General features: G+C 62.6%; 14 protein-coding genes. 7 read left to right on the top strand and 7 right to left on the bottom strand.

From position 1 onward, the window contains the following. Nucleotides 1–85 precede the first annotated feature (85 nt). From GGQ98_RS02250 to GGQ98_RS02240, 3 genes are all read left to right on the top strand, one after another. Nucleotides 86–1,309: an NAD(P)/FAD-dependent oxidoreductase gene (locus tag GGQ98_RS02250; RefSeq protein ID WP_184064484.1), complete on the top strand. Its 1,224-nt coding sequence runs from the start codon at nucleotides 86–88 to the stop codon at nucleotides 1,307–1,309. Between the two features lie 70 nt (nucleotides 1,310–1,379). Then, nucleotides 1,380–3,491 (top strand): catalase, encoded by a 2,112-nt coding sequence (locus GGQ98_RS02245; protein ID WP_184064481.1) that lies wholly within the window; start codon nucleotides 1,380–1,382, stop codon nucleotides 3,489–3,491. A gap of 686 nt (nucleotides 3,492–4,177) precedes the next feature. Then, nucleotides 4,178–5,407 carry an MFS transporter gene (locus GGQ98_RS02240; RefSeq protein ID WP_184064478.1) on the top strand — a complete coding sequence of 410 codons (1,230 nt, stop codon included), beginning with the start codon at nucleotides 4,178–4,180 and terminating at the stop codon, nucleotides 5,405–5,407. A gap of 144 nt (nucleotides 5,408–5,551) precedes the next feature. Here GGQ98_RS02240 and GGQ98_RS02235 read toward each other — a convergent pair whose 3' ends face one another. Next, complete coding sequence (locus tag GGQ98_RS02235) at nucleotides 5,552–8,833, bottom strand: LpqB family beta-propeller domain-containing protein (RefSeq protein ID WP_184064475.1); 3,282 nt, start codon at nucleotides 8,831–8,833, stop codon at nucleotides 5,552–5,554. An 88-nt stretch (nucleotides 8,834–8,921) separates the two neighbouring features. Further along, nucleotides 8,922–9,446, bottom strand: coding sequence for a hypothetical protein (locus GGQ98_RS02230; protein ID WP_184064472.1), 525 nt, complete (start codon nucleotides 9,444–9,446; stop codon nucleotides 8,922–8,924). Here GGQ98_RS02230 and GGQ98_RS02225 point away from each other — a divergent pair. The 4 genes from GGQ98_RS02225 to GGQ98_RS02210 all read left to right on the top strand — a co-directional run bounded on the left by GGQ98_RS02225 (nucleotide 9,385) and on the right by GGQ98_RS02210 (nucleotide 15,362). Beyond that, the gene (locus GGQ98_RS02225) at nucleotides 9,385–10,836 is read left to right on the top strand and encodes a P1 family peptidase (RefSeq protein WP_341534108.1); all 1,452 of its coding nucleotides are present in this window, start codon (nucleotides 9,385–9,387) and stop codon (nucleotides 10,834–10,836) included. The genes GGQ98_RS02230 and GGQ98_RS02225 overlap by 62 nt on opposite strands. Before the next feature lie 19 nt (nucleotides 10,837–10,855). Then, on the top strand, nucleotides 10,856–12,028 hold the full coding sequence (locus tag GGQ98_RS02220) for an acyl-CoA dehydrogenase (protein ID WP_184064466.1): 1,173 nt from the start codon (nucleotides 10,856–10,858) through the stop codon (nucleotides 12,026–12,028). 125 nt (nucleotides 12,029–12,153) lie between these two features. Then, nucleotides 12,154–14,271, top strand: coding sequence for a TonB-dependent receptor (locus GGQ98_RS02215; RefSeq protein ID WP_207791208.1), 2,118 nt, complete (start codon nucleotides 12,154–12,156; stop codon nucleotides 14,269–14,271). Nucleotides 14,272–14,393: 122 nt separating this feature from the next. Continuing rightward, nucleotides 14,394–15,362 (top strand): LysR substrate-binding domain-containing protein, encoded by a 969-nt coding sequence (locus GGQ98_RS02210; RefSeq protein WP_184064459.1) that lies wholly within the window; start codon nucleotides 14,394–14,396, stop codon nucleotides 15,360–15,362. A 6-nt stretch (nucleotides 15,363–15,368) separates the two neighbouring features. Here the strand turns inward: GGQ98_RS02210 and gabT are convergent, their stop codons facing one another. The 5 genes from gabT to GGQ98_RS02185 form a co-directional block, all read right to left on the bottom strand. Beyond that, the gene (gene gabT, locus GGQ98_RS02205) at nucleotides 15,369–16,682 is read right to left on the bottom strand and encodes a 4-aminobutyrate--2-oxoglutarate transaminase (RefSeq protein ID WP_184064456.1); all 1,314 of its coding nucleotides are present in this window, start codon (nucleotides 16,680–16,682) and stop codon (nucleotides 15,369–15,371) included. Between the two features lie 15 nt (nucleotides 16,683–16,697). Further along, on the bottom strand, nucleotides 16,698–18,161 hold the full coding sequence (locus tag GGQ98_RS02200) for an NAD-dependent succinate-semialdehyde dehydrogenase (protein ID WP_424141338.1): 1,464 nt from the start codon (nucleotides 18,159–18,161) through the stop codon (nucleotides 16,698–16,700). Next, nucleotides 18,161–19,531: an aspartate aminotransferase family protein gene (locus GGQ98_RS02195; RefSeq protein WP_184064450.1), complete on the bottom strand. Its 1,371-nt coding sequence runs from the start codon at nucleotides 19,529–19,531 to the stop codon at nucleotides 18,161–18,163. The genes GGQ98_RS02200 and GGQ98_RS02195 overlap by 1 nt, the downstream gene beginning before the upstream one ends. A gap of 132 nt (nucleotides 19,532–19,663) precedes the next feature. Next, entirely contained in the window at nucleotides 19,664–21,052 is a 1,389-nt protein-coding gene (locus tag GGQ98_RS02190; RefSeq protein WP_184064447.1) for a peptide MFS transporter, read from the bottom strand. 28 nt (nucleotides 21,053–21,080) lie between these two features. Continuing rightward, nucleotides 21,081–22,277 (bottom strand): serine hydrolase domain-containing protein, encoded by a 1,197-nt coding sequence (locus GGQ98_RS02185; RefSeq protein ID WP_184064444.1) that lies wholly within the window; start codon nucleotides 22,275–22,277, stop codon nucleotides 21,081–21,083. Between the last annotated feature and the right edge of the window lie 222 nt (nucleotides 22,278–22,499).

Genomic DNA, 22,499 nt, shown 5'->3' with positions numbered 1-22,499 from the left:
CGCGCTTGTGGCTCATACCTACAGGCTTGATGCCCGACTGACTTGCGGAAACGTGAGATCGGACGCGGATTTGCAAGGGCGTCTTATGTTTCTGACTGAAACCCGAAACCTGCGTGGCGGAACCTCTTGCTGGCTTCCGGACGATTACCCGGAAACGGTGACCGACACGTTCCCCGATCATGCTGTCGATGTCGCGATCGTGGGGGCCGGTATCATTGGGGCGATGCTGGCGGAGCGGCTCTCGTCTTCCGGGCGCAGCGTCGCACTGTTCGATCGCAGGCCGCCGGGTCACGGCAGCACTGCCGCATCGACGGCGCTTGTCATGTGGGCGGCGGATGTGCCGCTAACGCACCTGTCGGAACGCATCGGTGCCGAAGAGGCGGGGAGGCGCTGGCGGCGGGTGCATAGCGCTGTGCGAGGCCTGGCAAACAGAATCGATGAGTTGCGCCTCGATGCGGCGCGGGTGGAGCGCCCCGAACTGTATCTGGCCGGAACGCTGCTCGATGAAGACGCGCTCAAAGCCGAAGGTGAAGCCAGGCGTGCTGCCGGTCTTCCAGCGCAGTTCCTGGAAGGCGGCGCTGTCGCGTCGCGATTTGGTCTTCCGCCGAGACCGGCGCTCCTTTGCGATGGAAGCTACGAGGTTGATCCCGTCAGATTGACGTTGAGCTTGCTGGACCGTGCGCGCAGTCAAGGAGCAACCATAACATTCCCTGCGGATATCAATGCGATTGAACACTCTGCAACCGGCAGCACACTGCGTACTGATGCCGGTCAATCTGTAACCGCGCATAAAGTGGTTCTTGCCACCGGCTACGAGCGTGCGCGCTGGTTTCTGCCCGAGGCGTTTTCGATCCTTTCAAGCTATGCCATTGCGACCATGCCGGGCACCGCGCCGCTTTGGCGGGAAAACGCGATGATCTGGGAGGCCTCGAGCCCCTACATGTACGCGCGTGCGACCCATGACGGGCGGGTGATTGCGGGCGGAGAAGATGAAAATTTCGAGGACGGGGCCCGGCGAGACGCGCTGATCGGTGAAAAGCGCGGCAAGCTGCAGGCGAAACTGAGCAAGATGATCGGCCGGGATGACATCGCTGTGGACTGCGCATGGGGCGCGGCCTTCGGTTCATCGCCGGACGGGCTGCCGGGCATCGGAGAGGCCGCCAACCATCCCGGCCTATGGCTCGCAAGCGGCTTTGGCGGAAACGGCGTCAGCTTCGCCGCGCTGGCCGCCGAACTCATTGCAGCTGAATTTTCCGGCACCCCGGACCCCGACGCGGTTTGCTTCGACCCTTATCGCTTTGGCGCGTAACGCGACGGCGCTTCGGAACATCGAGCGTCCGCCGCCGTTGGAGTTGCATGCGAACATGGGGAGACGAATCATGCCGAAGGTAGACTCGAAAACGACGGGCTTTGAAACGCGGCCGGGCAAAGGCGGCGAGACGCACCAGCAGGTGCCGAAGAGCGGGCCTCATGATGCGGAAGGCCATCTTACCACCAATCAGGGCATCCGTGTTTCGGATAACCAGAATCAGCTCAAGGCAGGCGCGCGCGGTCCCGTGCTGCTTGAAGACTTTGTGCTGCGAGAAAAGATCTTCCACTTCGATCACGAACGCATTCCGGAACGCATCGTTCATGCGCGCGGCTCTGCGGCGCATGGGTTTTTCGAGGTTTACGAGAGCCTTGCCGAGCTTACCTCAGCCGATATTTTCCAGCGGCCCGGCGAGCGCACGCCGCTCTTCACGCGCTTTTCCACCGTGGCGGGTGGTGCAGGATCGGTCGATACACCTCGCGATGTGCGCGGCTTTGCCGTAAAATTTTATACGAAAGACGGTAACTGGGATCTTGTCGGCAATAATATTCCGGTTTTCTTCATTCAAGATGCGATCAAGTTCCCGGACCTCATTCATTCGGTAAAGATGGAAGCCGATCGCGGATATCCGCAAGCGGCTTCGGCACATGATACATTCTGGGATTTCATCAGTCTGATGCCGGAATCGACGCATATGATCATGTGGGCGATGTCCGACCGCACGATTCCGCGCACCCTCCGCAACATTGAGGGCTTCGGCATCCATACCTTCCAGATGGTGAACGCGAAGGGAAAATCCACTTTCGTCAAATTTCACTGGAAGCCGAAACTCGGCCTGGCATCCACGCTTTGGGATGAGGCCGTGAAAATCGCGGGTGCCGATCCTGACTTCCAGAGGCGCGACCTTTTCGAGGCTATTGAACGCGGTGATTTCCCCGAATGGGAGCTTGGCATCCAAGCCTTCGACGAGAAATTCGCGGACAGCCTCCCTTATGATGTGCTCGATCCCACCAAAATCATACCCGAAGAAGTGCTTCCGATCAGGCCGATCGGCCGAATGGTGCTGGATCGCAACCCCGACAACTTCTTCGCGGAGACCGAGCAGGTCGCTTATTGCCCCGCGAATATCGTGCCGGGTATCGATTTCACCAACGATCCGCTGCTGCAAGGGCGACTGTTCTCGTATCTCGATACACAGCTGAAGCGGCTGGGTTCGACCAATTTCCACCAGATTCCCATCAATGCGCCGAAGTGCCCGGTCATGAATTTTCAGCGGGACGGTCACATGCAGATGCTGACGCCGAAAGGCCGCGCCAACTATGAACCCAATAGTCTAGGCGAGGCAGGCGAGGAGACCGGCCCCCGCGAATGTCCCGTCACCGGTTTCGAGACGGCGATCGGTCGTGACGTGGCAGAAGAGCAGGGCGGAAAACTGCGTATCCGTGCCGAAAGCTTCGCCGACCACTACAGTCAGGCACGGATGTTCTTTCGTTCATTGCATCCGGCGGAGCAGGCACATCTTGCGTCGGCGCTGGTTTTCGAGCTGTCCAAGGTCGGATTGGAGCATGTGCGGATACGGGTACTTGCCAACCTTTTGAACGTGGATCCGGACCTTGCGAAACGTGTCGCCGAGGGACTTGCCATGCCGCTGCCGAAAGCTTCGCCTTCAGCAGTGCCCGTTCAGGATTTCGACCCCTCTCCCGCGGTGAGAATCATCAACGGCCCGCTTGATCTGGATACTCTGGCAGGCCGATCGGTTGGCGTATTGATCGCCGATGGCTCGGACGCCAAGGCACTCGACAAGCTCTTGAAAGCGATCGATTCGGCCGGCGCACGCGCAGTGTTGATCGCGCCCAAGGTCGGGGGCGCGACGCTTGCCGACGGGTCCATACGCAAGGCGGATGCGCAACTCGCCGGCTGCCCTTCGGTGATGGTCGATGCGGTTGCGCTCGTCCTTTCCAAAGAGGGCTGTAAAACACTGCTGGGCGAGGCTGCTGCAATCCAGTTTGTGATGGACGCGTTCGGGCACCTCAAAGCGATCGGGCATACACCTGAGAGCGCTCCTCTGCTCGAAAAGGCAGGGGTTGAGCCGGATGAGGGTGTCGTAGACCTCGCAGGCTTCGTCGAGGCTGCCAAAACCCGCTATTGGGACCGAGAGCCCAAGGTGCGCATGCTCGCATAAGGGCGCTCTATATAGAGGGATGGCTGACCCGGCTTTATGAGCGGAAGGGCTTTTCGCCCATAAAGCCCGCGGCGGGTGAGCGCCGTCACCCAGGCCCTTGCGGTCCGTCCAGGAGACGAAGTCCATCGCGTTGCGCAGCAGAGGGACGACGCAGGGTCGGACGATCGCGTCCGGGAATGGCGGAGTGATCGCCTTGGGAAGCCCTCCGCCTGCCTCCCAACGATGCTCAGGATCGCCGAAACCTTTGCAAGCTCCGGGGCCAACACGCCTTCGGTACGCTCGCCGATTTGCTTGAACAGAGCGCGAACCCTGTATAGGTTGTCGGAAGGATCGGTCGTTCCTGTCTGGACCGACGCATCCGCGGGGAAATGGCAGGTGATCACGGGACCGAACGCGTCTAAGGCTGCCCCTCGCACGGTCGAGATGTTGGTCGAGTTCGGTGGCCGCTTGGCTGAGCGCCGTGCCCTCAATCCGAGTGTCGAAGCGCCACGCAATGGGGTACGATTTCGGCCGGCTGCGACCGTGTTGATCAGTATGGCAATGGATAAGCTCGCAAAAAAGTCCGCCGCGTCTTGAAAACCGCTGGGAGAATCGTCGATTCGAACCGCTCGGAGCGCAGGGGCCATTCCGTGGTGGCCGGTTCCGGCTTTGGCCTCCTGAGTACAAGACGCTTCGGGCCCCTTTTCGTGACGCAGGCGGTGAACTCGTTCAACGACAACCTGTATCGAACCGCGATGCTGTTCGTGATTGCCTTCGAAATACTCCCCGGCAATGCCGCGATGGCCGGGACATGGGCCGTCGTTGCGGGGGGACTTTCTGTCCTTCCCTATTTCGTGTTCTCATCGCTCGCGGGGGAACTCGCGGAGCGAATGGACAAGGCGCGGCTCGCGCAGATCCTGCGCGCTGTCGATGTCGGCCTGATGATGTTCGCGGCGGTCGCGATCATGCTGAGCTCGCTGCCGCTGATGCTGGCGGCGGTCTTCGGGACCGGCATGCGGGCCGTTTTCTTCGGCCCGTTGAAATATTCGATCCTCCCGCAGCACCTCGATGAACGCGAACTGCTTGCCGGCACAGGCCTGATGCAGGCGGCGAGCTTCCTCGCCACCGTTTCCGGTCAGGTAGCGGCAGCTTTGCTCCCCAATGCGGCTACTGCCGTGATCCTGGTGCTGCTCGCAATCGGCGCTTTCCTTGCGGCGTGCGCGATACCGCCGGCGCCGCCGGTGCACCCCGATCTGCCCATGAGGCGGAACCTGGCAGCCGGAATGATCGATCTGGTCAGGTCCGCCATGGAGGATCGGGTGCTGCTCGGCGCTATCCTCGGCATCTCATGGTTCTACGCGCTCGGTGCAGGCTTCACCAGCCAGTTCCCCTCGCTGGTGGCGAACGTCGTCGGTGCTACCGAGACTGTCGGGGCGATCTTCCTTGCGGCCTTCACCCTGGGCCTCGCGGCGGGTGCGATAGGGGTGAGCAACCTTCTCAAAGGCCGCGTTTCGGCGCGATATGTGCCGTTCTCCGCCGCATTCCTAAGCCTCTTCACCTTCGACCTTTGGCTTGTGACGAGCGGACTGCCCGCTCCGTCCAGGCTCGTTGGCGCGTCCGAATTTCTGACGGATGGCAACTCCTGGCGCATCCTGTTCGATCTGTTCGGCATATCCCTCGCGGCGGGCGCGTTCGCGGTACCGCTGTTTGCCGTCCTGCAGACGGTCGGCGATCCTGAACGGCGGGCTCGAAGCGTTGCCGCCAACAATCTGGCCAACGCCGCTGCGGTCGTGCTGGTTGCGCTGCTTGCGGGCTTCCTGTTCGCTGTGGGCGGCTCGATCCCGACGTTCTTTCTGATGCTGGCGATGACGACACTCGCGGTCGCTACGATCGCATGGCGGAACTCCGCGCGCATCCGTCTGAATCGCGCGAGTTGACGCGGGACTACTGGCAAGCCGGTTTTCACAGCCTCCCCAGCTTGAGCCGGATCAAGTGTCGCCCTGCATGGATGGCTTCTCCTCACTGCCCTCTTCAGCATGCAGCGTATCCCCGAAGATGTCGGCCTGTCTCAGGTGCTTAGTCTAGCGTTCACGGCCCACCTCTCCCCATGCCGGATTCCAGTCGATCCCGTTCTGATCTGTCAATTCCCAGAAGAACCTGCTGCGTTCACGCGGATGGTTGCCAATCTCGTTCATCGTTTCGGAATCATAGAGCCGGCCATTGACCATGGTGTAGCGCACGCTGTTCGTGTTCTTGATGTCGACGAGCGGGTCGCGATCGAGGACAATCAGATCGGCAAGTTTGCCTGGCTCGATCGAGCCAAGCTGATGGTCGAGCCCGAATGTTTTAGCGCCGTTGATTGTCGCGGCGCGGAGAATGCGCATCTGCGTCATTCCGCCTTCGGCAAGCAGTTGCATCTCCCAGTGAATGGCGATTCCAGAGGATTGTCCGTGCGAACCGACATTGACCGTGACGCCCGCATCATCCAGCCGTTTGATCGAGCGTCCTACGGATCGGAAGCCGACGTCGTAAAGCGCGTCGGCCTGATGGATCGATTGCATGGCGCGAACATATAGAGGAGCATCGGAGGGGCCGGACACCGGGTTATAGGCGTTATTGACACCGGGGATGAAGGTGCGGACCTTCGATTCCTTCCATGGTTCCTGATGCTGATAGATATAGTTCTCCCCGAAAAGTTCGCCGAACGTGACGATGAGCGTCGGCGTCATGGACATCTGCGAATTTTTGAAGAGCTGCAGAAGATCGTCGTAATAGGTCGCGACGGGCAGATTATGTTCAAGGTTGGTATAACCGTCGAGGATCATGCTGACGTTGTCGTAGAAGTGGCCGGCGCCTTCGGCATCCACCATCTGTCCGGTTTCGGCGGCAGCCTCGAGGAGCCATTGTTTCTGTGCGCGGGTCGTCAACTTGTAGCTCTTGAGTATCGCGCCGTCCGTGATCGCCGCCTTGCGCCTCGTGATAGCGCGGGCATCCTCCAGACTCCGGATCTGATTGAACACGCGGTCGGGTTTTCCGGCGCGGCCGTAGATCACGTTGCCGGTCGTGATCCAGCGCGGGCCGACCATCTTTCCCGCGATCGTCATTTCGCCCGTTTCGTAGCTTGAAAGCTCGTTCGCATAGGGATCGAAGTTCGTGGTGACGCCGTAGGCAAGCGCCGCGTAGCGGGTAGGATGCTTCTGCGGCATGACGCCGGTGCCATAGCAGCAGTCTATATGGCCATGCGCGTCGAACAGACCGGGCATGAGCGTTCGGCCCGCGAGGTCGATGGTCTTGGCATTGGCCGGAATTTGAACGCGGCTTTCCGCACCCACCGATTTGATGCGATTACCTTCGACCACCACGGTGCCGCGTGGGATCACGGTGTCGCCGCCGCTCATTGGGAGGATGCGCGCGTTGGTGAAGGCGATGACTCCCGATGGTTGGTCGGCGGTGGCAGTGATTGCAATCTTTCGCGTGGCCGTGCCCACTGTCCCTGCGTCATCGGGCGAGGTGCTGAAGAGGTTCGGTCCAAGAACCCAGTAAAGTTGCCGCGAATCAGCGCTCCACGCCATGTCGAAGCCGCCCGATCGCGTCAGCTTTCGCGCGGATGAATTGCCCCTTGCACTTATCTTCGCGGCCGTCTCGCCGGCGGTGGGGAAGGGCATGACATGAAGTTCCTGCTCTTCCTTGAAGGCGATCCATTTGAGGTCGGGACTGAGCGTAAAATCGCCGGTATCCGCAGTTTCCGCATACGCGTGGTCTCGCGTTTGGCCATCAGCGACCGCTATGCTGCGCAGGTTCACCGCGCGTTTCGCAGCATAGTCCGGCGTTCCCATGAAATAGACACGGGAATCATCGGGTGAAAAGCGGGCGACACCGGACGCTTTTGCGAGGAAACGCGGTTTGGTGCCGTTCATATCGACAACATAGAGGCCGGCAGCATCGCTTGCGCCGCCCATCGCGCTGTCCGGATCGAGAATGCGATAGGCGATGCTCTTGCCGTTGTTCGAGAAAACGGGCTCTCCGATGATGCCCCGGCTGCTTGCGATCACGCGTTCGCGTCCGCCGCGGGCATCGCGCACCCGCAGCGTGCTCCCGGTCTCGTCATTCCAGTCGACATAGGCGATCGATCTGCCGTCAGCAGCCCAGACCGGGTTGGTTTCGACGCCGGTTCCCTGCGTGAGCCGCCGGGGTGGGGCGGAGCCTTCCATGTCCTGTTGCCACAATGCACCGAGCGCGCGGAACAACAGGGTTCTGCCATCGGGTGACGGCGAAATCTGACGAATGATCTTCGCCTCGACCTGCTTCGGAGCCAGGTCGAGTCTGGTTCGCAGCGCGTCGTGGATCCGGTGCCGGGCCGTGAGACGAAACGGAATCTCGGATGCCGCTCCGGTCTGCATGTTTACCTTGTAAAGCTTGCCCTTGCCCCCGATCGCGACATGGATGTTGTCGGGGAACCAGTCGAAGGCGGGGTAGTAATGTTCCTGCGCCAGATAATCTGCCTGCAGATCCCGATCGAGATCCTGATAGATCGCAGTTTGTATGCGTGCTTCGATGTCGTAGCGAAACAGCACGGTCTTCGCGCCGACGCGACGGATGAAGGCGATCTTGGTGCCATCCGGGGAAATCTGCGGGCTTGTCGCGCTGCCGAACCCGGAAATGAGGTCGCTGGTTTTGCCGGAAACCAGATCACGGCGACGGATGACGAAGTTCGAAAGTCCCGGATTATGGTAGACGTAATGCGTGCCGCCGACCCGCTCCGTATAATAAAGCGAACGTCCATCGGGAGCGTAGCGCGGTTCCTGGATATCCTTGCCGCTGGCGGGTGCCTCGACGATTCCGGTGTCGCCGCCGCCGGAGACTTCGAAGCGGCGGATTTCCGAAGTGCGCATCTCGAATACGGAGGCGCTGGTTTTCGTTGCTGCGATTGCCCGGCCATCAGGCGCCCACGTTGGCGCGGTGATCATGGCTACGGTTTCCCGGCTGATCTGTCGCGCGTTCCGGCCGTCGGTATCGGCGATCCAGATGTTGTCCGCACCGTCCTCGTCGCTCAGGAACAGGATGTGGCGACCATCGGGGCTGAACTGCGGGCTACGCTGTGTGGCCGGACCCGAGAGAATGGCTTTTGCCTGTCCGCCGGTGGCCGGCATTGCGTAAACGTCGTTGAGCAGATCGAAGAGTATGGTTTTCCCGTCGGGGCTCACGTCGACGCTCATCCAGGTGCCTTCCGTGAGCGTCAGCGCAACGTCTCGGGCAGGAGAGGTCAGAATTTCCGTTCCCTGCGCCGTACTGACCTGAATGCCCATCATGATGCCGAGGGCCGTAGCGCCACGGATCGCGCGTAAAGTCGAAAGGTACGGCATATGATCTCCCCCTTGTCCCTTAAACTTACCTTAGAAATGCCCGGCGGTGGTTGGTGCTGCCAACCGCGCCTGCGGCGGTGTCCGCATATCACCGCGCCCCTCTGCGCCTGACCCACAGGGTGAGGCCCAGCATGAAAATCGTCAGAAGCCAAAACCCTGTGGCAGCCACAGCAAGCCGTCCCGGCAACTCTCCAAGGCGGCTTTCGATCGCCGGCGGATCGGTGTTCCGATGAACGGCGGCGATCAATGCGTCTTCGACCTCCCAATGGAAGACGATCAAAACCCCTGAAAGAGCTTGCGCTAGCCAAAACAACACGGCTGCGAGGCTGAGCCGGCGGTGAATGCGCAGAACGCCCGCGTGCAAACGCTGCCTGGCCTTCCCCAAATGCTCGTTCCTTCCAGAATCGCTGTGCTGCCATTGACGCATCAGGCGTTGCGTCTGTGAAGCTGACTGGCGCGCCTGAGGCGGTGCGTTTATGGCAACACCTGCTTTCGCATTTGCATCTTCGCTTTTGCGGCAGACATCGCAATTCTGGCCCGAAGGTATCGGGATGGAGACAAAAATGGGACAGGCGAGAACGCGCGGAATGGTGGCCGCGGCAGCGGCGGCCATCGCATTGGCTCTTACGGGCGCTCCGCTCGCGGCCCAGTCTCCGGCGCAGGATGCGCTGAAGCTCACCATAAATGATGGCTACGGATCGCCCGCGGCACTCCGCTTCGACTGGCCAGCCCTCAGAATCGGCACCGGTCAATATGAGGATGGTCCGACCGGGCTTACCGTTTTCCGGTTCGATCGGCGCGTTTTCGCGGCGGTCGATGTTCGGGGCGGCGGGCCCGGCACCGTGAATACCGAATATCTAAAGATCGGTTATCCGTTCCCTGAACTGGATGCCGTCGTCTTCTCCGGCGGCTCCTGGTACGGCCTCGAAGCGGTGACAGCGGTCAACACGGCGCTGAAGGACGAGGGCTATCGCGGGGGGAACTGGGACAATATCGGGCTGACCGTGGGGTCGATCATCTATGATTTCGGCGGACGACGACTGAACGAGATTTACCCGGATAAGCGACTCGCGCAGGCTGCACTTAAAGCAGCCACGCCCGGTGTTTTCCCCAGAGGGGCATACGGCGCGGGCCGATCCGCGATCAGCGGCAGCATCTTCGGCTGCAATGCGCACTCAGGGCAAGGCGGTGCCTTCCGGCAGACCGGTGAGCTGAAGATCGCGGCCTTCACCGTCGTCAACGCGCTTGGTATCGTCACCGATCGTGACGGTCGCGCCGTGGCCTGCTACCCGGACACAACGTGGCTTGAGGGACTCAAGACCCAGCACATTCTGGCGGGCGCACCGGCGAGCGGCAAGCCGGGGTGGCAGGGTCAGCCCATGGACGCGTCTTCGAGCATGGCCGAAGGTCCAGCATCCGGGGAAAAGAAGAATACGACGATCAGCCTCATCGTCGTGAACCAGAAAATGGAACCCTCGGAACTGCAGAGACTGGCGATCCAGGTTCACACCTCGATGGCGCGGGGTATTCAGCCCTTCCAGACCGAGTTCGACGGGGACGTGCTCTATGCGGTTTCAACGGCCGAATATACGCCGCCGGAGGATAAGCGCATCGCATCGATCGATATCGGAACAATGGCTTCTGAAGTGATGTGGGACGCGATTCTCAGCGCCGTGCCACCCCAACCCGCTGCAGCGTCGGAAACGCCGGATCGCCACCCCGCCGACAAAGCCACCCTGCGCAGGCTTACGGGCCGATACACCTTCAGCGCTTTGGCCGAACTCGAACTTACGGTGGATCAGGACAAGCTTTTCGGCAAGGCCACCGGCGCGCGCAAGGTTTTCGGTATTCCGAAGGAGGCGCCCGTCGAGCTGTTGCGGACGGAAGCCGGCGATTTTGTTGTGCCCGGCCGATATCCGACCGTGCTGCGCTTCGACGATCGGGGTGGGGTGATCGTCAATCCCGGACGCTGGCAACAGACGGGCCGCAAGCGCGGCAACTAATCATCAAGGAGACATTCGCATGCCTGCCCAGTTCAACTGGTCGGATCCGCTCGCCTTCGATTCAGATCTCACCGATGAAGAGCGCCTGATCCGGGATACAGCCCGAAACTACGCGCAGGCTGAACTGCTGCCCCGCATCATTGATGCCAATCGCGATGGTGTGTTCGATCGCGGAATACTTCGGGAAATGGGCGCGCTGGGATTGCTCGGCTGCACGGTGCCGGAAGCGGATGGAGGAGCCGGGGCCAGCCATGTGGCCTACGGCCTCATTGCCCGCGAAATCGAGAACGTGGATTCCGGCTATCGGTCCGCGATGAGCGTGCAGTCGAGTCTCGTTATCCATCCCATTCACGCCTATGGCTCGAACGCGCAGCGCGCACGCTGGTTACCGGGATTGATCTCCGGTGAGCTTGCGGGGTGTTTCGGGCTGACCGAGCCCGGCTCGGGTTCCGATCCGGGCGGTATGGCGACCCGCGCCGAACGCGTGGCTGGCGGATATCGACTCACGGGCACCAAGACGTGGATCACCAACGCACCTGTCGCCGACGTCATGGTGATTTGGGCGAAGCTCGACAGCGTTATCAGGGGCTTCGTACTCGAGCGCGGTTTCGATGGCCTGTCGACACCCGAAATCAGGGACAAGCTGGCACTGCGCGCCTCCATCACCGGTGAAATCGTGATGGACGGGGTTTTTGTGCCCGAGGAGAATATCCTGCCGAATGTGGAAGGCCTGAAAGGTCCGTTCGGCTGCCTTAACAAAGCCCGCTACGGTATTGGCTGGGGTGCGTTGGGGGCCGCCGCGGCCTGCTGGCATGCGGCACGGGACTATGCGCTCGAACGGCACCAGTTCGGCCGACCGCTTGCGGCGAACCAGCTTGTCCAGCGCAAATTGGTTGAGATGCAGGTTGAAATCGCCCTCGGCCTGCAGGCATGCCTGAAAGTTGGACGGCTTCTCGACGAAGGGACATGTCCGCCCGAAGCGATCTCGGTGATCAAGCGCAACAGTTGCGGCAAGGCGCTGGATATCGCGCGTGCCGCAAGGGATATTCATGGCGGCAATGGCATTTCCGGCGCCTTTCACGTCATGCGGCATATGTGCAATCTTGAAGCGGTCAACACGTATGAAGGCACGCACGACGTCCATACGCTGATCCTGGGGCGCGCGCAGACAGGCATCGCGGCTTTCACGTAAGATGTCATGGTGGTGACTTCATTGCACCGCCTGTCGCGATTTTCGCATCTGCCGCGAAAGTGGCTGTCCCATAGCCTTTCCAACCAAGAACAAGCTGCAAAGAGGGGGTGGTAATGGTTTCGAGAATGAAGTTCGTCGCAGGCGTATCTGCGTTCGCGATGGTCGCGGCTGCAGCGCAGGCGCAGGAAGCAGTCGATGACGCGGGCGAGAGCAGCCATGTTATTGTCGTCACCGCTCAGAAACGCGAGCAGCGTCTGATCGACGTGCCGATGGCCGTAGCGGTGCTCGGCGGCGAGGATCTGGAAAGGCGCGGGATCGACAGCGTGCAGGATCTGTCGTTCGCGGTGCCCGGTCTTACAATGCGCGAAGACGGCCCCGGCAGTTACACGATCTTCCTGCGCGGCCTGGCGAACCAGTCGGGCTCGGGCGCGCTGGTCAGCATGTATCTGGATGAGGCGCCGCTTTCGCTTTCGGGTTTCGATCAGCTGAGCCCGGTTCCGCTCGATTTCGCACGGGTGGAAGTTCTGAAGGGCCCGCAGGGCACGCTCTACGGGCAGGGCTCTGCGGGGGGTACGATCCGCTTCGTCACCAACGATCCGAACGCCAGCCGCTTCGAAGGCAAGGTCGAGGGAGAAGTTTATGATGTAGCCGACGGCGAGGTCGGTACGAAGCTGAGCGGTGTGCTCAACATCCCGCTGGTGGAGGATCAGCTGGCACTGCGTGTCGCAGGCGCTTACGAGCAGGGCGGCGGCTGGATCGACCAGCCGGAGGCAGGGATAAAGAACGGCAACGGCACCGAACTCATCAATGTCCGCGCCAAGCTGCTGTGGACGCCAGGTGACAATTTCAGCGCGGAGGCGATGGTGCAGATTCACCGCGCCGACACGAAGCTCGGCATGGGTTACGAAGAACCGGACCGCACGGTGGACGTGGGGCCGGACCGCAGCAAGGCCATGATTCCCAAGAAGTTCGATTTCGATCTCTACAACCTCGAACTCCGCTACGACATGGGCTTCGCCGAGCTGGTCAGCGCAACGACGTACATCGAGCACAGCCACCAGTATCCGTTCACCTACATCCCGCGGCCGGGAAACTATTCCTACGGTATCGTGGAAGGGAACGACGATCGCTGGGGCAATGCGGAGCAGTTCAGCCAGGAATTGAGGCTGACGTCGGCAGGTGGGCCTTTCGAATGGACGCTGGGCGCATTCTACAGCGACGGCAACAGCGATTTCATCGCCGACTATGAATATGTCTACGCACCCGACGGAGATCTCAACGAGGGCGGCGGCGTGCTGTACGACGACCTCTATTATTTCTCCGAATCCAGCGCAAAGTCGTATTCGCTGTTCGCAGACGCGTCCTACAAGCTGTTCGACCGCCTGACCGTCGGCGCCGGCATCCGCTATTTCAAGGACAAGCGGACGAGCCTGATCGAATATGCGCCGGGCGCCGGTACGACGCAGCGGGCGAAATTCGATTCCGTCGATCCGCGTTTCTACGTTTCCTACCAGTATTCGGAGAACGGCAGCCTTTATGCGAATATCGCCAAGGGTTTCCGCTCGGGCGGGTTCAACAGCGAGCCGTTTGCCCCCTATGACCCGGAAAAGGTCTACACCTACGAGATCGGCACGAAGGGCATGACGCCCGGCGGCGCGTTCAGCTACGATATCGCGGCGTTCTTCACCAAGTACAAGGACATGGTGCGGCGGCGGCTGGTCGTGGTGGAAGGCCAGTATTTCTCGGAATCGAGCAATATCGGCGAGGTCGAGGTGAAGGGTATCGAACTCGGCGCCGCCGTCCGCCCGACCGCCGGGCTCACCTTTACCGCAAGCGCCGCGTATCTCGACAGCGAGATCGTCGCGACGGCGGATACGGATCAGGTCAATATTCCCGGCGACCGCACGGACTACACGCCGAAGTTCAGCATCACGCTCGGCGCCAACTACGAGTTCGACTGGACGGCGAACGTGCCCGGCTTCGTGCGCGTGGATTACAGCTACCGTGACAAGGTGACATACATCGATCGGTCGAGCTTCCTGCCGTCCGCGCTGCCGCAGGCGTCCGACGATATCGGGCTGCTGAATGCGCGGATCGGCGCGACGTTCGGTGCGGTGGGCGTCGAGCTGTACGGCCAGAACATCGCCAACGTGAACAAGGCCATCGACCCCTATCAGGGCTGGGCAAACTCCAATCGCACACGTCCGCGCGTCCTCGGCGTCAAGGCGTCGGTCAGCTTCTGAACGATACCGGCGGCGCGTCTTCGGACGCGCCGCCCCTGATTTAAGGCTTTCAAGTGGTTGGTTCACGGGTTCTTGACCCGAACAGGGCGGGATGGGAAGCTCAGCCTGGTCGGGAGGACTATGTGCTGGAGCGTAAGGTCAAGGGCGTCAATCCGCCGTCGCGCAAGTCGTTGCCGCCATTCGAGGCCTTGCGCGCCTTCGACGCGGTCGCGCGCCTGAAGGGCGTAAGACGCGCCGCCCAGAGCCTTGGCCGCGACCATGCCGTGATCAGCCGCCACCTCCGAACGCTCGAGACATGGACCGGGACCACGCTCATCGAGCGCACGTCCGCCGGTGTCGTTCTGACCGAAGAGGGCATACGCTACCACGAGCAGGTGGCGATGGCGCTCGACATCCTGTCGGATGCCACGATGGATCTGATCCGGCGAGGGAGCGAGCACCGTCTCCACATCTGGTGCATGCCGGGCTTCGCATTGCACTGGATGTCGCGCCGGGTCGGCGCTTTCGAGCGGCTTGACCCGACCGTGCAGATCGAAATCCGTCCGACGGATCGCAGCCCCGATTTCGGTTCCCACGAAACGGATATCGATATCCGTTTCGTTCCGACCTACGGTTCACCGTTCCTGCTTGGCCCCAAGCTGCGCCATGTCGAACTGGCGCGCGTGCCGATCGTCGCGGTGGCAAGCGCCGACTACCTTGTCGCCTCGGCGCCCATTGAAAAACCCGGCGATCTCCTTCGCCACAGACTGCTTCACGAGGATAACTTCGATTCCTGGGTCAACTGGCTTTCCGCGCACGGTATCTACGACGATATAGATTTAACCGGGCCCAAGCTCTGGCAAGGCCATTTGACGCTCGATGCGGCGCTGCATGGGCGCGGTGTCGCGCTCGCGAACCATCTTGTCGCCGCCGACGACCTCGCGAGCGGCCGCCTTGTCGAGATCGGCAAGGGGCTGGAGAGTTTCCAGCCCTACAGCGACGGTATTTACCTGTTCATTGCGCGCGCCGACCGCTGGGATGCGCCCCTTATCCGGCACTATCGACGCTGGCTGAAGGACGCGATCGCCAAGTCGCTTTCCGGCAAGGCCTGAGTGCTTTCAGCTTGCGTTGGCGAGCCGGGGCGAGATCACATCGAGTGCCGCGAGCGACCGCTCGAGAATCGTAAGACCCTCTTCGAGATGCGCGTCTGGAATCGTCAGCGGCATCAGGAAACGGATGACGTTGCCCCTGGTGCCGCAGGAAATCAGGATCAGGCACTGCGTCTGCGCCTCCGCGATCAATGCGCGCGTCAGCGCCGGGTCTGCGGCATGCGGCGCTTCGGCGGCGCAAAGCTCCATGGCGACCATTGCGCCCAGGCGGCGGATGTCGCCGATCATGCCTTTGCGCGCCCGCGCCCGCAGTTCGGTGAGACGGGTTTCGATCGTCTCTCCGATCGCTTCAGCGCGCGCGCACAGATCCTCGCGTTCAATGACGTCGAGCACGGCGAGCGCCGCAGCGCAGGCCACGGGCGAACCGGCATAGGTGCCGCCGAGGCCGCCGATCGCGGCGGCGTCCATCAGGTCGGCGCGGCCGGTAACGGCAGCGAGCGGATAACCCCCGGCGATGCCCTTGGCCATCGTGATGATGTCGGCCTCGATCCCCGCGCGGGCATGCGCGAACAGCGCGCCGGTCCGGCCGAAGCCGGTCTGTATCTCGTCGATAATCAGCAGGATGCCGTGATCGTCGCAGAGCTTGCGCAGCGCCTGCAGAAGCTCGACCGACGCGATGTGGAAACCGCCTTCGCCCTGCACCGGCTCGATGATGATGGCCGCGACGCGCGCCGGATCGACATCCTCGTGGAAGATGTCGTGGATGCTGGCGATGCTGTCTTCCACCGTGATCCCCGCCGCACTGTCCGGGAAGCGTGCGTGGAACACGTCGGCGGGGAAGGGGCCAAAGCCGGCCTTGTAAGGCGTCACCTTGCCGGTGAGCGCCATCGTCATCATCGTCCGGCCGTGGAATGCCGCCGAGAAGGCGATGATCGCGCTGCGCCCCGTCGCCACACGCGCGACCTTCACCGCGTTCTCGACAGCCTCCGCCCCCGTCGAGACGAGGATCGTCTTGCGCGGGCTGCTGCCCGGCACGAGCGCGTTCAGGCGCTGCGCAAGCTCGACATACTGCGGGTACATCGCGACGTTGAAGCTCGTGTGCGTGAAGCGGTCGAGCTGGGCGATGACGGCCGCCTTCACATCGGGGTGATTATGCCCGGTGTTGCACACGGCAATGCCCGCCGCGAAATCGATGTAGCGACGGCCTTCCAGATCCCAGATCTCGGCGTTCTGCGCGCGGTCGCAAACGATGCTGGTGACATGCGACACGCCGCGCGCGACGGCTTCGGCGCGGGCTGCGAGAACCTCTTTGCTGGTCTTCATCGGAACTCTCCCTGTTCAGGCCGCCGCGGCGATTCCGCCGAGCGCAAGATACTTGATTTCAACAAAGTCTTCGATGCCGTAACGCGAGCCTTCGCGCCCGATACCGGATTCCTTGATGCCGCCGAACGGCGCGCCTTCGTTCGAGGTCAGCACTTCGTTGGCGCCGACCATGCCATATTCCAGTGCCTCCGCCACCCGGAACACGCGGCCGATATCACGCGACCAGAAATAGGCGGCGAGACCGTAAGGCGTATCGTTCGCGCGGGCTATGACCTCGGCCTCGGTTTCGAACGGCGTGATCGGCGCGACGGGGCCGAAAATCTCGGCGCCTGCGATCTCCATGCCGGGCAAGACGCCGGTGAGGATCGTCGGCTGGTAGAAGTTGCCGCCGTGCGGATGCCGTCCGCCGCCGAGCACGGCAAGCGCGCCCTTGCCGATGGCGTCGCGCACGAGCCCGTCGACCTTCTCGACAGCTGCGGCATTGATAAGCGGACCGATCTGCGTGCCGGATGCGAAGCCGTCGCCGATCTTCAGCGCGCGGACCGCCTCGGCGTATTTTCGTGCAAAGGCATCCATGACGCCGGACTGCACATAGAGGCGATTGGCGGATACGCATGTCTGCCCGGCGTTGCGGAACTTGGTCGCCATGGCGCCGGCGACGGCGGCATCGAGATCAGCGTCGTCGAAGACGATGAAAGGCGCATTGCCGCCGAGTTCGAGGCTCAATTTCTTCACCGTATCGGCGCACTGGCGCATCAGCAGCTTGCCGACGCGGGTTGAGCCCGTGAACGAAAGTTTGCGCACATCCGGGCTCGCCGTCAGCACGCCTGCGACCTCGGACGCCTGCGCCGCCGTGACGACACTCATCACGTTCCGGGGAAGGCCCGCGTCTTCCGCCAGCACGGCGAGTGCAAGCGCCGAAAGCGGCGTATCCTCGGCGGGCTTCACCACGATCGTGCATCCCGCCGCGAGCGCCGGTGCGACCTTGCGCGTCATCATGCCGCTCGGGAAATTCCACGGCGTGATTGCGCCGACCACCCCGATCGGCTGCTTCAGCACGAGGCAGCGCTTGTCAGGCGCATGGGGAGGAATGATGTCGCCGTAGACGCGCTTCGCTTCCTCGGCGAACCATTCGATGAAATTCGCGCCGAAGAGGATTTCGCCGCGCGCCTCCGCAAGCGGCTTGCCCTGTTCGAGCGTCAGGACTTCCGCGAGCGCATCGGCGTGATCGACGACAAGCCCATGCCAGCGCCGGAGGATCGCGCCGCGTTCCTTCGCGGTGCGGGCGCTCCAGGCGGGGAAGGCGGCCCCGGCACGTGCGACGGCGGCGTGCATGTCGTCAGCACTGCGGTCCGCAACGTCGGCGATGTGCGCGCCGTTTGCCGGATTGAGCACCGCAAACATGCGGGACGCAGGCCCGCCGAGCTTCAGTCCGCGCGCGATCAGCGCCGATGCGGCCGGTGAAATCGGCAGCGTCATCATATCACGAACGCAGCGGCGGTCGCGTCGAGGCCTGCTTTCAGCTTATCGACCATCTCGTCGATCTCCGCGCGCGTGATGACGAGCGGCGGGCTGAGCACGATGGCCTGTCCGACGGCGCGGGCGATGAGGCCGTTGTCCCACAGGGTTTCGCGGCAATGGATCGCCGCCTGTTGCTCCGGGGCGAAGAAGGTTTTCGGCGCCCTGTCGCGGACAAGGTGCAGCGCCGCCACGAGGCCGACACCCCGAACCTCGCCGACCAGCGGATGGCTGTCGGCCAGCTGGCGGAGCGACTGGTGGAAATAGGGGCCGACATCCTCGCGGACGCGATCGACGAGGCCTTCGTTCGCGATGATGTCGATGTTGGCGCTCGCGACCGCGCAGGCGACCGGATGCCCCGAATAGGTGAAGCCGTGCGCAAGAAGGCCGCCCTCGTTCAGCACATCGAAAACCTTCGCGCCGACGGCGACGGCCGCGATCGGCAGATAGCCCGAGGAGAGCCCCTTCGCCATCGGCATCAGATCCGGCTGGATGCCGTAAAGCTGCGAGCCGAACCATTCGCCGGTCCGCCCGAACCCGCAGATAACCTCATCGGCGACGAGCAGGATATCGTACCGGCGGCAGATGCGCTGGATTTCCGGCCAGTAGGTGGACGGCGGATCGATCACGCCGCCCGCGCCCTGCAGCGGCTCGCCGATGAACGCGGCGACATTGTCCGGGCCGAGTTCGAGAATCTTCTCTTCAAGCGCGCGCGCAGCCTTCAGGCCGAACTCTTCGCGCGTCAGGCCGTCGCCGAGCAGATAGTGGTGCGGGTGCATGATATGCGCGAAGCCCGGGAGCATCTCGGGGGCCATGCCGTGCATGTGCGACATGCCGCCAAGGCTCACCGCGCAGAGCGTGCTGCCGTGATAGCCCAGATCGCGCCCGATGAAGGTCTGCCTGGTCGGCTTGCCTTGCAGCATCCAGTAGCGGCGGACGAGCCGGACGATGGTGTCGTTGGCCTCCGACCCGGAATTGGCGAACAGGATATGATCGAGCCCGTCGGGTGTCAGCCTTGCGATCTTCTCTGCGAGTTCGATCATCTGCGGCGTGGAGGTGCCGAAGTGATTGTTGTAGTAGGCAAGCTCGGTCATCTGCCGCGCGGCGATGTCCGAAAGCTCCTGCCGGCCGTAGCCGACCGCGACGCACCAGAGCCCCGCCATCCCATCGAGGAGGCGATTGCCCTCGTTGTCCCAGACGTAGCAGCCCTTGCCCTGCGTGATGATGCGCGCGCCCTTTTGCGCCAGCGCCTTGGGGTCGGCGAACGAGTGGACGTGGTGCGCGGCGTCGAGGGATTGAAGCGCGGCGGTATCGGCAAAGTTGCGAAGCATGACCCTGAAATCCTCACCCTGCGGGTCGCCTCAGTCGGCGACCCTGTTGATCGCGATCATTCAGGGGGTTGGCGAAAGGGCCAAGATGACAAACGGAAAGGTGCTGGTGCCCGGACCGCACCAGCACCCTGTTCAGTGCCGGGCGCGCGTATCGTTGGAGCGCAGCATCGAAACGAGCCATTGCCGCAGCAGCAGCACGAACAGCGCGCCGCTCGCGACCACCGCGGCGTGAAGCATCCAGAAGCCGAGCGGCCCGAGCGGCTCGTAAAAGCGACCCAGCCAGCCGCTGCCGATGCCGCCGATGAAGATGCCGAGGTAGTAGGCGCCCACCATCATGGCATTCACGGCGGCAGGGGCATCGCGCGACACCAGCGCAAGCGCGATCGGCGCGACGTAGAGGTAGCCGATGGCGCAAAGGAAATGAAACGCGACAGGCCAGACCAGCGCGACCTGCCCATCGCCTGCAACGGCCTGGCCGATGCTGAGGAGCAGGCAGGCAGCCGCGAAGGCGCAGCAGCCTATGGCGATTTTCGAAAGCTCGGTCGGCTCGGTGCTGCGTTTCGCCTGCTTCCGCCAGGCCAGGATCATCACGGGAGCGAGCATCAGCACGGCGAGGGAGTCGAGCGACTGGAACCAGGTGACCGGCACGGACCAGCCAAGGACATCGCGGTCGACATGATCGCGAAGCCAAAGCGGGTAGGTGTTCCAGACCTGTGCCTGCGCAATCCAGTAAAGCGCGGTGATCGAAAGCACGATGAGGATGGCGATGATGACGCGGCCGTCGCCCGGCGCCAGGCTCGGCTTGTCGCCGCGTTCGATGGCCTCGTTTTCAGGAGGCAGATGGCGATAGCCCGCAAGATAGATGACAATGCCCACCAGCATGCCGATGCCGGCGGCGCCGAAGCCGTAGTGCCAGCCGTAAAGCTCGCCGAGTGTACCGCACACAAGGGGGGCGATCGTGGCGCCGACATTGATTGCGGTGCAGTAGATCGTGAACGCACCGTCACGCCGGCTGTCGTTTTTTTCGTAAAGATCACCGACCTGCGCGGCGAGATTGCCCTTGAGAAGACCCGCGCCGAGAATGAGCGTCCCCAGTGCAGGAAGGAAAGCCGCTTCCAGGGCCATGAGGAAGTGACCGATGGCCATGAGGCAGGCACCCGCCAGAACCGCGCGCTTGCGTCCCGTAACCTTGTCGCCGAGGAGACCGCCGAGAACCGGCGTGAAGTAGATGAGCCCGACGTAGAGTCCGAAGATCTGCGATGCGAGCGCCTGGGTGGAGAGCGGCCCCGTGATCGATTCAATGCCGCCGCGGAACGTCGCGAACCCCCAGACGGCTTCGATATTGCCCGGCTGAAGCAGATGGCCCGCCATGTAGAGGACCAGAAGCGCCTGCATTCCGTAGAAGGAGAACCGTTCCCACGCCTCGGTGAAGGCGATATAGGCAAGCCCCCGCGGCTGTCCCCAGATTTCGCGGGGGGCGGGCTTGCCCGGCAGGCAGGGGGCGTCGATGGCGGTGGTCATGACCTGTTCTTGCCTCCGCCAATGTCCATCAGCCAATAGCCTCGACGACCGAATTGAAGAAATCATTGTCGAGGATCGCTTCGGCGCCCCTGGGTTTCGACCGCGCGCTCAGCACGACGACAAGGATGCGCCGGGCGGGATTGATATAGATATACTGTCCGAAAATGCCGCGGGCGGAGTAAGCGCCGTCGGCCAGCGCGCCATCTCGCGCAGGCACGGCCCACCACATGTAACCATAATCCAGCCGCTGGCCGGCGACCTCTCGCGCAGCGCCCGCTTCGGCCGCCCATCCTTCCGGAAGAATGGATTCGCCATCAACGACACCGCCTTCCAGCACAAACCGCCCGAAGCGCGCATAGTCCCGCAGCGTCGCGCAAATGCCGCTGCCCGCGACCTCGAGACCTCCGGGAGCTTCCAGCCACCAGGCGGCATCGGCTTCCGTGCCGATGCGCGACCAGATCCGTTCCGAAAGATAATCGGCCAGCCATTTTCCGGTTGCGGCGTGCACCAGAGCACCCACCACATGGGTCTCGCCCGTGCTGTAGTTCCACAGCGTGCCCGGCGGCCCTTTGCGGGCCAAACCCGCCATATAGGCCATGATCGCGCCCGGTTCCTGCGCGATCTGCAAGTTCAGCATGTGTCGCCGTTCAGAATCCGGGTTTGTGTGGGTGTCATCCCAGCTTACGCCCGAAGTCATCTGCATCAGCGCGCGAATCGAGACGCCCTCATACCCGCTGCCGCCAAGCTCCGGCAGATAGTGTGTGAGCTGATCGTCCACCGAACCGATGTAGCCATCCCTGATCGCCGCGCCCACCAGCGTGGTGCTGATGGATTTCGCCATCGACATGGAAATCCAGCGCGTATCCGGGGCGATGCCGAGCTCGTACTGCTCGTGGACGAGTTCGTCGCCCTGCATCACCAGCAGACCGGCCACCCGGTTGCGCGATACATAGTCATAAAGATCATACTGCGTGCCATTGGCAAGAACGGGAAGCGCGGGGAGCCCCCGAGCCGGACCGCTGCCGAGAGCCCGCACCGAGGAACCGCGACGAACCGCGCGGGTTGCGAAGGCGCGCTCGGTCTGTCCGAAAATCCGCACTTGCTCGTCGGGCATCAGGTGTCCCGAATAGACATCGACCATCAAACTTGCCGGTGACGGATCGATAGTGGCTGCGACGTCCCTCAATCCGTACTGCAATTCCTGCTCCATGACCGGCGGCATCATCCCGTTGCCGTTGCCGGAATCCTTATGCCGAATGTCGCGGTCTGCCTGAGGTGCGAAGCAAGCAATGGCCGGTGTGCCTCAATCACCAGTGGGGTTGTAAGACGGGGCGCGGGTGCAGCGCGATGTCCCAAGCTCCGCCCGGCTGAATTGGCGGCGGATGGGCGACCACGGGGAGGGGGAAACGCGCGTTTATGCTTGCCGCTGCGGGAAGGGGACGCGACG

This window comes from Sphingosinicella soli, from assembly GCF_014199685.1.
Taxonomy (GTDB): Bacteria; Pseudomonadota; Alphaproteobacteria; order Sphingomonadales; family Sphingomonadaceae; genus Sphingosinicella; species Sphingosinicella soli.
The sequence above is the reverse complement of the archived record's forward strand: the minus strand, read 5'-3'. Positions and strand labels throughout refer to the sequence as shown.

Excerpts from the sequence above, each read along its gene's own strand:
- GGQ98_RS02230 (WP_184064472.1), bottom strand. The coding sequence starts at position 9,446 with ATGGCCGCCGCTGCCGCGGCCACCATTCCGCGCGTTCTCGCCTGTCCC.
- GGQ98_RS02250 (WP_184064484.1), top strand. The coding sequence starts at position 86 with ATGTTTCTGACTGAAACCCGAAACCTGCGTGGCGGAACCTCTTGCTGG.
- GGQ98_RS02200 (WP_424141338.1), bottom strand. The coding sequence starts at position 18,161 with ATGACGCTGCCGATTTCACCGGCCGCATCGGCGCTGATCGCGCGCGGA.
- GGQ98_RS02190 (WP_184064447.1), bottom strand. The coding sequence starts at position 21,052 with ATGACCACCGCCATCGACGCCCCCTGCCTGCCGGGCAAGCCCGCCCCC.
- GGQ98_RS02235 (WP_184064475.1), bottom strand. The coding sequence starts at position 8,833 with ATGCCGTACCTTTCGACTTTACGCGCGATCCGTGGCGCTACGGCCCTC.
- GGQ98_RS02220 (WP_184064466.1), top strand. The coding sequence starts at position 10,856 with ATGCCTGCCCAGTTCAACTGGTCGGATCCGCTCGCCTTCGATTCAGAT.
- GGQ98_RS02185 (WP_184064444.1), bottom strand. The coding sequence starts at position 22,277 with ATGATGCCGCCGGTCATGGAGCAGGAATTGCAGTACGGATTGAGGGAC.
- GGQ98_RS02215 (WP_207791208.1), top strand. The coding sequence starts at position 12,154 with ATGAAGTTCGTCGCAGGCGTATCTGCGTTCGCGATGGTCGCGGCTGCA.
- GGQ98_RS02225 (WP_341534108.1), top strand. The coding sequence starts at position 9,385 with ATGGAGACAAAAATGGGACAGGCGAGAACGCGCGGAATGGTGGCCGCG.
- gabT (WP_184064456.1), bottom strand. The coding sequence starts at position 16,682 with ATGAAGACCAGCAAAGAGGTTCTCGCAGCCCGCGCCGAAGCCGTCGCG.
- GGQ98_RS02195 (WP_184064450.1), bottom strand. The coding sequence starts at position 19,531 with ATGCTTCGCAACTTTGCCGATACCGCCGCGCTTCAATCCCTCGACGCC.
- GGQ98_RS02245 (WP_184064481.1), top strand. The coding sequence starts at position 1,380 with ATGCCGAAGGTAGACTCGAAAACGACGGGCTTTGAAACGCGGCCGGGC.